We start from the raw sequence: 15,622 nt of genomic DNA, 5'->3' as shown, positions 1-15,622 counted from the left end.
GACCCCTATGCGATGCGCCTATGCGATGATATCGAGCAGCCCTCGTATATCTTTTATGACATAGTCTGCTCCTGCCTCTTCATATATGGCTTCCGCTCTTCTGCAGCGTTTAAGTCTTTCGCCGTCATCCAGCGCTTCGTACTCGTTCCGTGAGAGTCCCATGATGGAGCTCCCTTCCACGATGCCGACCGTCGTTACGCCTGCATTTTTCCCTTCTCTGATATCCGCCACCGTATCTCCTACTTTGATGACGCCGCATACAGATGATGCCTTGAGCATCTCCATATTGCGGAAAATCATATATGGGTACGGCCTTCCCATATTGTTGACGGAATTGGGACTCACCCACGTATCAGGCGCATAACCGCCTGATCTGGCCGCCGGGACGACGATTTCCATCATCTCGTCGGTATAGCCTGTCGTGGATCCGATCTTGATGCCTTGCGCCCTGAGCTCTCCCACTACCTCCGGAACGTATGGTTTGATATCGGAAAATTGAGGCAGGATTTCCAGCGTCCGGCGTTCCATGTTCTTGTAGATAGCCTCAACGTCCTCTTCGTTCCATCCCCGCCCCTGGCTTTCTTGGAAGAGTCCGCCTATCCTCGGCATCTCAAGCATCGTACGGATATGGTCTATCTTGAGCATTCCCATCGGCTTTCTCACTTCTTCCATCGTAGGTTCTATCCCATACGTCCGGAATGCTTCCACGAACGCCTGCACCGGTGCAAAGCATCCGTAGTCGACCGTCGTCCCGGCCCAGTCAAATATCACTAATTCAGTCCTCTGCATCAGTTTGTGCCCTCCAATCCATGTTCTTTAAAAAACTGGCGGAAGATATCCGTAAGCCTTAAGATGTCTTCTTCATATATCTCACCAATATTACCGATGCGGAACGTATCGGCCTCTGTCACCTTGCCCGGATAGATGGCATAGCCTCTCTCTTTGATATAATCATACATCTCCTGGAAGGAGAAGGTGCTGCTGTCCGGATAATAGAAGGTAGTGATTATAGGGCCCTGGTGCTTGTCATCTATGTAAGGCTTCACCCCGAACTCCTTCATCTTTTCAATCAGAAGCCGGTTGTTGTGTGCATAGCGCTTTGCCCTCGCGGATATGCCCCCTTCCTCGTCCAGCTCCTTTAGCGCCCTGGAGAATGCAAGCACCACATGGGTCGGCGATGTAAAGCGCCATTTCCCATCCTTATCCATCGTCAACCACTGGTCATACAGGTCAAGCGACAGGCTCCTCGCCTTGCCCCGGCTCTCCATGAGCTTATCCTTCCTGCAGATGACGAAGGAGAATCCCGGCACGCCCTGGATGCACTTGTTGGCGCTGCTCACGAGAAAATCTATCCCTTGCTCCTCTATATCCATATCTATGCCTCCAAAGCTTGACATGGCATCGACAATGAATGTTTTCCCTGCTGCTTTTACGACTTTTGCCACTGCTTCTATATCATTTAGTATGCCCGATGTCGTCTCGCTGTGGACCATGGCAACATGCGTGATGTCAGAGTCTTCCTCAAGCATCCTCTGAACGGTCTTTGCCGAAGGGATCTTGTCGTAATGCTGGCGGTACACCGTGTAAGATAACCTGCTGTGGCCAGCAATGTCCGTCATCCGCTCCCCGTAAGCTCCGTTGGCCACGATGAGCAGCTTATCGTCCTCACCGACGATGCTTGTCAGGACAGACTCTACCCCGAACGTGCCGCTCCCCTGCATAAGCACAGCCGTATAATCTTCATCCTCCACATGTGCCAGAGACAGCAGCTCTTTTCTGATCTCTAGCGTAATTTTTTTATAATCGTCATCCCATGTACAATGGTCAAACAGCATTTCTTCTTTCACCGACTCCGTCGTTGTGAGCGGACCTGGTGTCAAAAGTTTGTAATCCTTCATTTTCTTGTTCCTCTCTTTACTATCCTTTTTCTATTTGCATTCCTCAGAAAGTGCCTGATGCTTTTCCAGCAGGTCTACAGACAGCTTCTCGGAAAATACTTTTGGGTTGCCTGATTTGTTGGCAGCGTCGGCCTCTTCCCCGTCATATAGTGGAATCGGGTATGTCTTAAGCAGCTCTTCCCTTCCATTTTGGATGATACATTCTGCCATTTCCATCGCCAAATCTTTCTTGTCGTTGTCTTTCTCTACGACAGCAGCCGACTCCGTAAGCGTAAAGTTGCCCTCTGAGGGATCCACGTAATCGATAGGAAGCCCCTCTTCTTTATCCGCCACGGCCTGATGTCTGAGGCCAAATCCGATTGCCACTTCCCCAGCCCGAACCTTCTTGATAGGACCGGATCCGGAGTCTTCGATATGTGCTCCTGCATTGGCGTAGATATCCGTAAGAATATCCTTTGCCCCATCTTCGCCGTATTCACTGACGATTGCCTGAATCAGCAGCCATGCAGTAGAGGAACTCTGGATGTCTGTCACGGATATCATGTCTTTGTAGACCGGATTGGCAAGGTCTTTGATCGATGCTGGAACCGGCAGGCCATTTTCTTTCAAGACCTCGGTATTGTAGATAATCGCGCCTTCCTGTGCCGTAATCGGTGTATAATAGGCAGGGTAATCCTCCACTGCCCCTGTCTCAAATGTAAGATCTGCAAACATCGCGTGTTCCTCCTGTGCGCTTTCCAGGTAGAAAGAGCTCATGGTAATCAGGTCCGCCTCTATGTCTTTCCCCTCTGCCAGAAGCTTTCCGCCGAGTTCAGACGTACCGAAAGTCTGCACGATGTATTTTCCGTCATAGCCATTCTTATCGAGGGCATTCTTCATAGCATCTACAGCTTCGTCATCTGCGTTTGTATACAGCACGACCTGGTTGTCTGCTGCCTCAGCCTTATTTCTGCACCCCGTGAGCGCTGTACCGGACAAAAGCCCCAGTGCCAGTGCCACGATCAATATTCTTCTTATCTTCTTCATGTTTAACTCTCCTTCTCATTTTCCATTTTTGTCCTGCAAGCAGGCGTATTATCAGCTTGGCTGCCAGATTGGTAAACAATATAAGCAGCGATAGTACGAATATCTCGTTAAACTTTGCAAAATGCTGCAGTTCCTTAATCTTCGTCGTTATGACCATCGTCCTGGCGCCGGCAAGGAAGATTACTGCACTTACCGTCACCATGGCATTGATAAAATAGTAGCCGAAGACTTCTACCAGGGTGGACAAGGCATTTGGCGTCACAATCCTGGCAAGCGTCTTGATCCAGCTGTCTCCCATGAGCTTTGCCGTCTTCTCCCAGGACAGGTTCATCTTGGCCAGGGAATTCTTCATCATCATGTAAGGCGTGGCAAAGAAATGTATCAAGTTGCAGATAATCAATATGGCAAATGTACTCTGCAGGCTGCTCCCGGTAAAAGCCAGCATAAATGCTATGCCGAGCACCATGCCCGGTATCGTGTTCGTCACGGAGGCAATGCCCTCTATCACGCCTTTTGCTCCGGCTGATATCGTGCTTCTTGCCGTCACCACCGCCGCGCCATATGCAAGCAGCGTGCCGAGCACTGCTGTAGCCGCGGCTACATACAGGGAATTCCCGTACACTGCCGTCAGCGCGTCGTCCGCGAACACGTACCGTACATTGTCAAACGTAAGGCTCATATCATAAGGCCAGCCTTTGACAAATGGCACGATGAAGATTACTGCAAACACAGCGGCGATGAAAAGCAGGACGGCAGAGGAAGCAGCGCCGCACGCCGCGTCCCTCACTTTGTTCTTCTTAATCTCAATCTCCGTAATCTTGCTGTAACGTATATTGTAGCGTTCCAGATAATGAATAATCCATATGCTTACGATGGACGGCAGCAGCATTACCATCGCCACGACCGCTCCGTTCTGGAAGTTCGGTACGCTTCCGAGCATCTCTTTATACAGCACGCCTGCCACCACCTCGAACCGCCCTCCTACAGACGCCGGTATGCCAAAGTCTGTAAAGCAGAGGAAGAAGCATTGTATAAAGGATACGGCCAATGTTCCGACAAGAGGCCTCGCCACCGTGCCAAGGAAGGTGGACAGCGCATTGTCTCCCATCACACGGGATACGACCATGAATTTCCTGTCGATATACCCCATCGTATTGTGGATGAGCATAAATGCTACCGGCAGCGTATAGATTACATATCCGATAAGCAGCCCTGCTATGCCGTATATGTCGAACATCTGGCCGCCGAGCAGCCTCGTGAACAGCCCCTGCTTACCGAAGGAATAGATGATGGCAAAGCCATATGTGATTGTCGGCAGCAGCATGGGCAGCACAGCCAGCGTCCGCACCCCTTTCTTATATGTGCCGCTTACGTTCGTATAATTTACCGTATAGGCCAGCACGAACGCCAGACATGTCGTAATGACCGATCCCGCGGCAGATATGGCAAAGCTGTTGCGAAGCGCTCTGGCAAATCCTTTCGTCCCGAACACTTCCACATAGTTCTGGAAGGAAAGCCCGCTTTCCCCCTGAAACGATTCCACAAGAAGCAGGATGGCCGGAAATGCAAGAAACGCCGCAAACATTATACAAACCAATAGCCAGATGATCCTGGCTTCTGTATTCTTTTTCCTGACCATGGCCTACCCCGCCTGCCATGCCGGCTCAGAGACGAGAGGGCCGTCAAACAGAGAGAATATATTATTTCTTTTGATTTCGAGCTGGTTCAGTATGAATTCCTTCACAAAACTGTTGCCAGGACGGTTGATGATTTCTTCCGGCCTTCCATACTGCGAGATCGTCCCTTCATTGACTATGAGCACACGGTCCGACAAGGTCAGCGCTTCTTCCGGGTCATGGGTCACGATAATGGTCGTCAGATTATACTCTTTGGCAATCGTCTTGATTCTGTCTTTGATGGATTCTTTTATCACTCCATCCAATGCGCTGAGCGGCTCGTCCAGAAGCAGTATCTTCGGCTTCATCACCATCGTCCTTGCAAGAGCCACTCTTTGCTTCTGCCCTCCGGAGAGCTGGTCTATGCGTTTCTCCAGATGATCCCTCAGCCCGAGCAGGTCGATAAGCTCCTCGACTTCCTCCTTCGACGAGATGTCCGGCTTATTGCGCAGGCCATATGTAATGTTCTTGTACGCAGTCAGATGCGGAAACAGTGCATAGTCCTGAAATACGATGTTAAAGCCCCTCTCTTCCATCGGCGTTTTTGTAAGGTCATCCCCGTCATACACTATCTTGCCGCCGTCCGCGTCCGTAAGTCCAAGTATCAGGTTTAAAAGCGTCGTCTTTCCGCTGCCCGACGGACCGAGGATAGATACGATTTCACCCTTTTGGATATCCAGGCTGATATCTTTTAGTACCGGCACGCCGTCAAATGATTTGCTGATATTTTCTAATCTCAACATTACCTTTATTAACTCCTTTCATATGTCACTTAGCACATGGATAACATTACAGCATGAACCTCACTGATATGATGAGATCCAAGTTAAACTTACGTAAAAATGGGAGTTTAGTAAACTAAGACGCCGAAGGGGAGGTATGGGACAGATGCTGCGATGCGTCCGGGAACTGCAACTATCACACAGATTCCTAAGCCTGTGGAATGTTCGCCGACAGCGGCTCTCACCCCACAAGCCAAGAAATCTGGTGAGGATTCTCCGTCCCTTCCGCTTATACCTTCGCATCTGTCCCCTACCTCCCCAGCGGCTATCTACGTTACTGGCTCGGGCGAGGGCGGCTGTGTGGCGCTGTCGGCTAACGGTAGGGCTTTGCTATGTAAGCATAGTGATATAGGGCTTAGCAGGCTAAAGCCCTTTGACGAAAAGAAATCCTAATATAAGAAGAGCCGGTATCAGGTACGGGGATGTTATATGAGATAACATCCCCGTGCCTGATTCCGGCTCTTCTTGCAGCAACGGCGCGCACGCCTCACTGCAATTGCTTGACAACGAACATATTCTCCAGCCTGATTCGTCTGGACTAGCAAAACTCTTATCACTCATCTCACGCAACCAGCGGTCATCCGCTGGCCAGTAACGCCACACAGCCGTCCTCGCCCTTGTTAGTGAAGTAGATGGCGGGCGGGGAGCCGGGTGGGAGATGCGCAGGTGCAAGCGGAAGAGGCGGAGAATCCTTTCCGTATCCCTTATCCTGCGGGATGTAAGCCGCTATCGGCGCACATTCCGCAAGGTTAGGGATACGTGAAATAGTCAGAGCCTCGGACGCATCGGAGCAGATGCCACCCGGCTCCCTGTCCGCGGTCTGGCTTCATAGCATTCCTCGTATATAAAAGACTCGTAATCTTTTATGTCCCTTCCTGCATATCGCTGGCCGAAGTAGCCCACTGCAGGTCCAGCAGCCACTGCACCATCCATTCTTCGGGCCTGTCATCATCGGTAAATAAAGTATCCATGACATTCATGCCGCTTTCCAGCGGATCTGCCAGCATTCGGCATGCCGCCGCTACTATCCTGGGATTCTGGGGACGGCTTGCGAAAAAGTAGTTAAACACAGGCTTCTTGAAACCTATGAGCGTACTCTGGAACAGGTTCCAGTCCTCCTGGGTGATACCAGATCTGGCCAGTTCCGGGGGCATAGGTCCAAACCGGCCATCCCTTTTCTGCCGCTCATATGCCTGGCTGCTCTGCACCTGCACTCCTGCCAGCGGTATCGTACCGTCACTGTCGCGGTGGTACAGAGGTTCTGACAGGTCCACCGAACCGGCGCCGATATCCGTATCCATATATATGCCGCCATATAAGCTGACTGCCATAAGGCGCACCGTATCCGACAGAAACTTCAAATCTATGAACTCGGGATGCTCCTTATGCAAATCTTCCATGCTGCCTGCAACTCTTGCCATGTATCCAGGTCCAGCCATATCGGTTATCTTTGTCATGCCCGGCAGCAGTTCGCCTGCGTCCATGACCCTGACTCCACTTGCTCTCAGTCGTTCCAGCTGTCCCTCCAGCCCGTCTGCCCTCAACTGATTGATGTCCCTCACGGTCCAGAGAATTTGTTTCCATTTTTCCTTCCAGAGTTTCCGCCTGTCCGACTGGTTCTGGGCATTGATTCTTTCCTGCATTCCCATGATGTTCTCAAAGGATTGCCGGCTCATCGCTCCGCCGGCCCAGAACCTGTGTATGATCTTTGGAATATCACTGGAATGCGCGCGCCTCCCCCACACAAGATCGTATACTGCATCAAACTTATGTCTCTGGATAACAGGTTCCTGTCCCGCATGCACCTCCAGCCTTCTGCTTTTACCGGTGGGCCTGCTCTTCTGTTCGTATTGGTACATATCATCCGCCTCCAGCCGCTGCCTGCGGCCTAATTCCTATGCGTACTCTTCTTCTATTGCCTTCACCATCTCATACAGTGTCCTGTTGGCTGGTGCCGGTATGCCATGCCTCTCGCACACAGGGATGACGGTCCCTGCAAACATCTCTACTTCTGACGGCCGTCTTGCTACTCTGTCCTGTGCCATCGACGGATAGCCGTCGGGATCCAGCTTCTTCAGAAGGCCGACGTAGAACTCCAGGTCCTCTTCTCCAAGCGCTATCCCCTCGGCATTCGCGGCAGATATCACTTCCCGCATGGCCTGAAGCATCATGTCGTGGGCCTCCCCCGGCTTCAGCACGCCTTCATATGTCGTACCGTATGCCATGCAGGTCTGGTTCACACCGACATTCAGCATGAACTTGCCCCAGATTCTGTGCATGATGTCTTTATCTGCCGTATATGGCATACCGATGCTTTCAAAATAAGCTGCCACCTGCTCTACATTGTGTTCTTGTATCTTCTCCCTGCTCCCGATACACAGCTCGCCCATCTGCGTATATTTGAGCCTGTTTCCTGCTTTCATGGCATCCATGCCCTGGGCTACGGTATAGATCAGCTTTTCGCTTCCATATGTTTCGGCTATGATATCCTCGCTGCTTATTCCGTTCATGACAGACATGATAATCGTATCCTTCCCGATACAGTTCTTCATCGTCTGTATGGCAGGCTTGAGGCCATTGTACTTGACCGCCACGATTACAAGGTCTGCCGCATCTGCCTTTTCCTCATTCACCATAGAAAACACCTGTTCCCTGCCGTTACAGACAACCGGCTTATCCTGGTATCTTAAAAGCCGCTCCTCGTTCATGACGAATGACACGTCACCGCCGTGTTCCTTAATATAGTCTGCATACATGACGCCGAGGGCGCCCATCCCTACGATATATACTTTCATATTGCACATCCTCCTTCTGGATTATGATATCTGCTTATGGCAAGCAGGCCCTTTGTATAAAGAAAACCACAGAAACAGTTCCCTGTATTCTGTGGTTCTTCCTGCATCTATTTTGCGACATCTTTCATGCTGAAAGAGATACGTCCCATCTTGTCCTTGCCAAGGCACACGACCGTGACAATATCACCAAGTGTCAGTACGTCTTCTACATGATTGATCCTCTCTTTTGAAATCTTGGAAATATGAACCATGCCCTCTTTGCCCGGAGCAAATTCGAGGAATGCGCCAAACTCTTTGATGCTGACTACCTTTCCTTCGAGAATCTGTCCTGCCTCAAAGTCCGTGACGATGATTTCGACGAGCCTCTTCGCCTCAGCCATGCTGTCTGCCTCCACGCCGCAGATAGAGACTGCACCGTCATCCGTAATGTCAATCTTGACGCCTGTCTGCTCTATAATGGCATTGATTGTCTTACCGCGCTGGCCCACTACATCGCCTATCTTCTGCGGGTCGATCTGCATCTGGATAATCTTTGGCGCATATGGTCCGACCTCTGCTCTTGGTTCGGCAATCGTCTTATTCATCACTTCGTCCAGAATAAATGTTCTTGCTTTCTTCGTCGTCGTGATAGCTTCTTCGATTATCGGTCTTGTAAGGCCATGAATCTTGATGTCCATCTGGATGGCCGTGATACCCTTATGGGTTCCCGCAACCTTGAAGTCCATGTCGCCGAAAAAGTCCTCCAGCCCCTGGATATCGGTCAATACGAGATAGTCATCATCCGTATCCCCTGTCACAAGGCCTGCTGAGATGCCTGCAACTGCAGCCTTGATCGGGACGCCTGCAGCCATGAGGGACATCGAAGATGCACAGATGCTTGCCTGGGACGTGGAACCGTTCGATTCAAACGTCTCCGATACTGTACGGATTGCGTATGGGAATTCTGTCTCGCTCGGCAGCACAGGTATGAGTGCTCTCTCTGCCAGCGCCCCATGGCCGATTTCACGGCGTCCGGGTCCCCTTGACGGTCTTGTCTCTCCGACGGAGTAAGACGGGAAATTATAATGATGCATATATCTCTTGGATGTCTCTGCCTCATCCAGCCCGTCCAGCCTCTGCGCTTCCGCCAGCGGTGCCAGCGTCGTGACCGTGCAGATCTGCGTCTGTCCGCGTGTGAACATGGCAGAGCCATGCACTCTCGGAATCAGGTCGGTCTCTGCCGCCAGCGGCCTTATCTCATCGATGGCCCTGCCGTCGGGACGCTTGTGGTCTTTTAAAATCATCTTGCGGACCGTCTTCTTCTGATACTGGTATACTGCTTCACCGAGCACTTCCAGCCACTCTTCCTTGTCTGCAAATGCCGCTTCTAACTTATCTGTAATGACACGGATATTTTCCTCACGTGTCTGCTTGTCATCTGTAAATACTGCCTCTTCCATCTCCTGCGGCGGAACAAGTTCCTTTATCGCATCGAACAGCTCTTCCGGAACCGCGCAGCTTTCATACGTATGCTTCGGCTTTCCGCACTCAGCTACGATGGTGTCTATAAAAGCGATTACTTTCTGGTTCAGCTCATGTGCCGCAAAGATGGCTTCAATCATCTTGTCTTCCGGGACTTCATTGGCACCGGCTTCGATCATGATTACCTTATCTTTCGTGGACGCCACGGTGAGCGCCATGTCGGAAGCCTCTTTCTGGGCAGCGGTCGGGTTGAATACGAGCTCGCCTTCCACAAGTCCTACCTGTGTCGTAGATATCGGCCCGTCAAACGGAATATCCGAAATCGTCGTAGCGATCGCCGCACCGATCATGGCAGTCAGCTCCGGGCTGCAGTCCTGATCCACTGACATGACAAGGTTCTCAAGCGTCACGTCATTACGGTAATCCTTCGGAAATAACGGACGCATCGGCCTGTCGATGACACGGCAGGTAAGCACCGCATTTTCAGAAGCTTTTCCCTCTCTCTTGTTAAATCCTCCAGGAATCTTTCCTACGGAATATAATCTCTCATTGTATTCTACGCTTAACGGGAAGAAGTCAATCCCCTCCCTCGGCTTCTCAGAAGCCGTTGCCGTACAGAGTACCGTCGTGTCTCCGTAGTGCATGAACACTGCCCCGTTGGCCTGCTTCGCAACCCTGTCCACATCAACGCGGAGTGTCCTTCCGGCCAGTTCCATCTCAAATTTCTTATACATATCGTTCTCCTTCTGTCTCAAACATTTCTGTGTGACAGGAGACGCCGAAACTACTGAAAAACATACTTTCAGTCAAAAATATACTTTTCAGTGGTCTCGGATCTGTCAATCCTGTCCACAATCTATGATATTATATCACACTTGCTGTAATTACGCTACCGCTTTTTCTCTTTTCCGCAAATCAACTTTATCCAACTTTATTCTTTATTCGTGAAGCAAGGCAGGGCCTCCGGTCTCCGGCGCCCTGCCCGTCAATCTTGCACTTCTTATCTTTCGTTGTGGAGCAGCTTATGCTCTTTCCCTTTCAGCAGCCCGCTGTAGAGCGTCTGAATGATAGGGTTTTCGTTGGACAGCTTGATCTGTGCCACCGTGTCTATCTTATACAGCGCTTCCAGCCTTGCCTTCTTCGTCCGCGCCCCTATCGGCACCGGCTGTCCTCCGCCGGTGATACAGCCGCGCCTGCATGCCATGACTTCCACGAAGTCATAATATAATTCGCCGGACTGAATCTTGCCCATCACCTCGTCGGCACACTTGAGCCCGTTTACGACCGCAATCTTCACTTCCCGCTCTCCGAGTGCCACCGTTGCCTCTTTGATGCCCTCTATCCCCCGCACTCCGGTAAAGCTGATATCTTCAAGATCCTCCTGCCTGCTGCTTCCGACGAGCCTGCGCAGGACGGCCTCCGTCACGCCGCCGGTCACACCGAAGATAGCGCCCGCGCCCGAGGACAGCCCAAATGGCATATCCAGCGCCTCGGATGGCATCTGGGCAAGGTCGATTCCCGCCTCTTTTATCATACGCGTCACTTCTGTCGTCGTAAGGACATAGTCCACATCCTGCTCTCCGTCCGTGCTATGTTCCGGGCGCCGTATCTCAGCCTTCTTTGCCGTACAAGGCATGATGGATACGACGACGGTCTTCCTCTTCTCCTCTTTGTCCATGCGTGCTTCTTCTTTCAGCACGGCACCAAACATCTGCTGCGGAGAGCGGCACGTCGATATATGCTCCCGCAGGCCGGGATACTTGTTCTCGCAGAACTTCACCCATCCCGGACAGCAGGAAGTGAACAGAGGCAGGTTATCGCCTGACTCGAGACGCTCCAGCAATTCCTCAGACTCTTCCATCACGGTTAGGTCGGCCCCGAAGTTCGTGTCGTATATCTCGTCAAATCCCATACGCCGAAGCGCCGCCGCCAGTTTACCAAGCGAGTTCTCTCCCTTCGGTATGCCGAATTTGTCACCGACCGCAACGCGGACGGCAGGTGCTATCTGCACGATGACACGGGTATCCTTATCGGCAACCGCCTCCCACACCGGTCGTATGTTCTGCTTGATCGTGATAGCGCCGGTCGGGCAGACGGCCCTGCACTGTCCGCAGCCTACGCAATCCGTTTTCGCCAAGTCCTTATTGAAGGCCGGCATCACCTGCATCCTGGCTCCCCGGAACGCGAAGTCCAATACGCCAAGTCCCTGTATCTCATCACATGTACGGACACAGTCGCCGCAGAGGATGCATTTGTTCGGGTCACGTACGATGCAGTCCGAACTTTCATCCAGCGGAAGCTGTGGCTTGTTGTTCTCAAATCTGACATAGCTTACGCCGAGCTGCTGCGCCAGCTTCTGCAGCGTACAGACGCCGTTCTTGCGGCATGTCGTACAGTCTCTGCAGTGGGATGCAAGCAGCAGTTCCAGAATCATCTTCCGGTGATGCTGGAGCCTTGGGGTGTTCGTGTATATCACCATCCCCTCCCTCGGAGTCTCGGAGCAGGAGGCGAACACCTTCCCTCTGTCATCTTCCACCACGCACATCCTGCACGCGCCGTAGGTCGACAGTTCCGAATGATAGCAGAACGTAGGAAGATCGATTCCGGACTTCCGGATGACAGACAGTACATTCTTTTCATCATCGAACGCCACCTTCCGGTTGTTGATTGTCATATATTTCATGTCTCTTTCCTCCTATGCTTCTATATGGATTGCACCGAACGCACACGCACTCTCGCATGCGCCGCACTTGATACATCTCGAATCGTCGATGATATACGGCTCTTTGATCTTGCCGCTGATGGCCCCAACCGGACAGTTTCTGGCGCATTTGGAACATCCCTTGCACCGCTGTGGGCTGATGACAAATCTACGCAGAGCCGTACATGTATGGGATACGCACTTTTTTTCCGCCACATGCTCCATGTATTCCTCGCGGAACAGCTTAAGCGTGCTCATGACCGGCAGCGCCGCGCTCTTCCCAAGTCCACAGAGCGCCGTCTCGGTAATGGTCCTGGCAAGCTCGTCAAGGGTATCCAGATCCTCTTCCCTGCCGTTGCCCTGTACGATGCGTTCCAGTATTTCCAGCATCCGCTTCGTGCCCTCCCGGCACGGTACGCATTTGCCGCAGCTTTCGTTCTGGGTAAAGTTCATGAAGAAGCGTGCGACCTCTACCATGCATGTGTGATCATCCATGACGACAAGGCCTCCGGAACCTATCATGGCTCCCATCTTCTTCAGCGAGTCAAAATCCAGATTGACATCAAGATGCTGCGTAATCAGACAGCCGCCGGAAGGACCGCCTATCTGCACTGCCTTGAAGCCCCCGTCACCTTTGATGCCGCCACCGATATCAAAGATGACCTCACGCAGCGTCGTTCCCATCGGTACTTCGATAAGGCCCGTATTCTTTACGCTTCCTGTCAGGGCAAATGCCTTCGTTCCTGGACTGTTCTTTGGTCCGATCGTCTTGTACCAGTCCGCCCCTCTGCTTATGATCATAGGTACATTGGCAAAGGTCTCCACATTGTTCAGTACGGTCGGCTTGGCAAACAGCCCCTGTTCCACCGTGCGGGGAGGCTTTACCCTCGGCATGCCCCGGCTGCCCTCGATTGAGGCCGTAAGGGCGCTTCCCTCGCCGCACACGAATGCACCCGCACCCCGGTTGATATGGAGCCGGAAAGAGAAGCCGGAGCCAAGGATGTCTTCCCCGAGCAGCCCCCGCTCTTCTGCCTGCCTGATGGCAAGCTTCAGTCGGCTGATCGCAAGCGGGTACTCCGCCCGCACATAGATATATCCTTCCTGTGCGCCTACCGCGTATGCCGCAATCATCATACCCTCTATCATCTTGTGCGGGTCGCCTTCCATGATGCTTCTGTCCATGAACGCGCCAGGATCCCCCTCATCGCCGTTACAGACGACATACCTCGTCTTCTCCTTCTGTCTGGCCACCTGGCTCCACTTATATCCGGTCTGGAAGCCGCCGCCTCCCCTCCCTCTTAAGTTAGAGTCAAGTATCTCCTGCACCACTTCTTCCGGCCTCATGTCGAAGAGGACCTTGCCGAGCGCCTCGTATCCTCCGTGTGCTATGTATTCTTCGATGTGCTCCGCGTCGATATGTCCGCAGTGTTCCAGGACGAGCCTTGTCTGCCTCTTATAGAACGGTATCTCTTCCTGCCGCTGGTACTCTATGCCGTCTTGTTTATAGAGCAGATGCCGGATGACATCACCGTTCCTTATGGTCCTTTCAAAAATCGCTTCGCAGTCGTCCACAGACACTTTCGTATACAGTATCCCCATCGGCTCGATCCGCATGAGCGGACCCATCTCGCAGAATCCGTGGCAGCCGCTCTTTTTGATGCCTATGCCGTTCTCTCCATGGGCTATCTCAGGTCCGAACTCGACCTCCACGTCCGGGCATTCCCGCGCAAGGCTGCACATCTTGTCATATATTTCACCGGAACCGCCGGCCAGGCATCCGGTACCTGCACAAATCAGTATCCTGCACTTGCTCTGTGCGATGGCCGTCTTCGCAGTCTCCCTGACTTGTTGCAGCTTCTCTACATTTTCTATCTTCTGCATCTTTACGCTCCTCTCAATTCATGAATCAATTCCGCAGCCGCATCCGGCGTCATGGCCGGATATACCTTGTCATTTACCGTCAGCACCGGCGCCAGCCCACAGGCTCCAAGACAGGATACGGTCTCCAGCGTAAACAGCATGTCGTCCGTTGTCACTTTCTCTTTGGACAGCCCAAGCTCACTGTAGAGCCGCTCAAGAATCGGGATAGATTTTCTGACGTGACAGGCCGTCCCGTCACATACTTTAATGACATATTTTCCCTTTGGCTCGAATGAGAAATTCTCGTAGAATGTCGCCACGCTGTAGGCTTTCGCCTCTGTAATGCCGAGCTTATCCGCCACATAGCTCAAAAGTTCCGGAGGCAGATAACGGTATTCGCTCTGTATATCCTGGATAATAGGAATGAGCGACGCATGGCCTGAGCCGTGTGAGGCAATCACTTCATCCGCCTTGTCATAATAATGTTGTTCTAACATGTCATCCTCCTCTATTGGTTAATTTTTTATCAATCTGAGCTTATTATATTGAATAATTGTATAAATTGCAATAGAATTTTGTTATTTATTTAACAAAATATGCAGTTGATATTCTCTGCCCGGACAGGCATAATAGATGAAGTAAATCTGAATATCTGTCAGGCAAGTCTATGGAGGTCGCGAATGGAATTTAACGAAAAGCTGCAGCAGCTCAGAAAACAGAATAATATGACACAGGAACAGCTTGCAATAAAGCTGTATGTGTCAAGGACGGCAGTGTCAAAATGGGAAAGCGGGAAAGGCTGGCCGAATATCGAATCTCTGAAATGTATTTCCCGGGTCTTTTCCGTCTCTATCGATGAACTTCTATCGAGTGATGAGCTCATAACGATTGCCGAGTCGGAAAACCGTTCCGGCTTCCGAAAAATGTACCGGTATCTCTTTGGAATCATTGACGCCGCAGCAGTGGCCTTTATCGTTCTGCCGTTGTATGGACAGCCACGTGGTTCCCATATCTACGCAGTGGACCTGATGTCTTACACTGGTCAGACGAAGTATAATCTCCTGATATACTGGTCCGTATTTCTGGCCTTTATCATACTGGGGAGCGCTGAGCTTCTGCTCACCCGCCTGGAGAAAGAGGCCGCAGCCGGTATCGTATGCCGATGTTCTGCCGTGTTGGGCGGACTGGCCGTCTGCCTTTTTGCTGCGGCTAGGGAACCCTACGTGACGGTACTCTTGTTTTTCTTCTTTGCTTCAAAGGTCTTCCTGTTGGTAAGACAGGTGCCGGAAAAGCCCTGACACGGAACGTGTCGGGGCCCTTCTTTGATGTGACGGCCCGTTTCTTGTCCGTCACGGCATGTGTGTCCATAATGAAGATACAGCCGCTCGGCAGCTGTAATACTACAAAAGCATGCAAAGGAGAC

Annotated in this window: 12 protein-coding genes; 1 reads left to right on the top strand and 11 read right to left on the bottom strand. The window is 51.8% G+C overall.

Annotation, left to right across the window (positions count from 1 at the left end):
- Positions 1 to 18: 18 nt before the first annotated feature.
- The 11 genes from phnX to HJV72_RS00645 form a co-directional block, all read right to left on the bottom strand.
- On the bottom strand, positions 19 to 789 hold the full coding sequence (phnX, locus tag HJV72_RS00695; RefSeq protein WP_208067874.1) for a phosphonoacetaldehyde hydrolase: 771 nt from the start codon (positions 787 to 789) through the stop codon (positions 19 to 21).
- Positions 789 to 1,898, bottom strand: a complete 1,110-nt coding sequence (locus HJV72_RS00690; protein ID WP_208067871.1) for a 2-aminoethylphosphonate--pyruvate transaminase — start codon at positions 1,896 to 1,898, stop codon at positions 789 to 791. Before HJV72_RS00690 ends, phnX begins: the two co-directional genes overlap by 1 nt.
- Before the next feature lie 30 nt (positions 1,899 to 1,928).
- The gene (locus HJV72_RS00685) at positions 1,929 to 2,924 is read right to left on the bottom strand and encodes an extracellular solute-binding protein (RefSeq protein ID WP_208067870.1); all 996 of its coding nucleotides are present in this window, start codon (positions 2,922 to 2,924) and stop codon (positions 1,929 to 1,931) included.
- The gene (locus HJV72_RS00680) at positions 2,842 to 4,563 is read right to left on the bottom strand and encodes an ABC transporter permease subunit (RefSeq protein WP_208067869.1); all 1,722 of its coding nucleotides are present in this window, start codon (positions 4,561 to 4,563) and stop codon (positions 2,842 to 2,844) included. The genes HJV72_RS00685 and HJV72_RS00680 overlap by 83 nt, the downstream gene beginning before the upstream one ends.
- A 3-nt stretch (positions 4,564 to 4,566) precedes the next feature.
- Positions 4,567 to 5,343 carry an ABC transporter ATP-binding protein gene (locus tag HJV72_RS00675; protein WP_208067868.1) on the bottom strand — a complete coding sequence of 259 codons (777 nt, stop codon included), beginning with the start codon at positions 5,341 to 5,343 and terminating at the stop codon, positions 4,567 to 4,569.
- 902 nt (positions 5,344 to 6,245) lie between these two features.
- Entirely contained in the window at positions 6,246 to 7,241 is a 996-nt protein-coding gene (locus HJV72_RS00670) for a glycosyltransferase (protein ID WP_208067867.1), read from the bottom strand.
- A 36-nt stretch (positions 7,242 to 7,277) separates the two neighbouring features.
- Positions 7,278 to 8,177: a ketopantoate reductase family protein gene (locus HJV72_RS00665; RefSeq protein ID WP_208067866.1), complete on the bottom strand. Its 900-nt coding sequence runs from the start codon at positions 8,175 to 8,177 to the stop codon at positions 7,278 to 7,280.
- A gap of 107 nt (positions 8,178 to 8,284) precedes the next feature.
- Positions 8,285 to 10,372 (bottom strand): polyribonucleotide nucleotidyltransferase, encoded by a 2,088-nt coding sequence (locus tag HJV72_RS00660; protein WP_208067865.1) that lies wholly within the window; start codon positions 10,370 to 10,372, stop codon positions 8,285 to 8,287.
- Between the two features lie 266 nt (positions 10,373 to 10,638).
- Positions 10,639 to 12,321, bottom strand: coding sequence for a [FeFe] hydrogenase, group A (locus HJV72_RS00655; protein WP_208067864.1), 1,683 nt, complete (start codon positions 12,319 to 12,321; stop codon positions 10,639 to 10,641).
- 12 nt (positions 12,322 to 12,333) lie between these two features.
- Positions 12,334 to 14,220, bottom strand: coding sequence for an NADH-quinone oxidoreductase subunit NuoF (gene nuoF, locus HJV72_RS00650; RefSeq protein ID WP_208067863.1), 1,887 nt, complete (start codon positions 14,218 to 14,220; stop codon positions 12,334 to 12,336).
- A gap of 2 nt (positions 14,221 to 14,222) precedes the next feature.
- On the bottom strand, positions 14,223 to 14,696 hold the full coding sequence (locus tag HJV72_RS00645) for a complex I 24 kDa subunit family protein (protein WP_208067861.1): 474 nt from the start codon (positions 14,694 to 14,696) through the stop codon (positions 14,223 to 14,225).
- Between the two features lie 183 nt (positions 14,697 to 14,879).
- Here HJV72_RS00645 and HJV72_RS00640 point away from each other — a divergent pair, with 183 nt between their 5' ends.
- Positions 14,880 to 15,497 carry a helix-turn-helix domain-containing protein gene (locus HJV72_RS00640; RefSeq protein ID WP_208067859.1) on the top strand — a complete coding sequence of 206 codons (618 nt, stop codon included), beginning with the start codon at positions 14,880 to 14,882 and terminating at the stop codon, positions 15,495 to 15,497.
- The last annotated feature ends 125 nt before the right edge of the window (positions 15,498 to 15,622 follow it).

This window comes from Extibacter sp. GGCC_0201 (assembly GCF_017566055.1).
GTDB lineage: Bacteria > Bacillota > Clostridia > Lachnospirales > Lachnospiraceae > Extibacter.
Note: the sequence above shows the minus strand (reverse complement) of the source record. Positions and strands in the feature narration are given on the sequence as shown.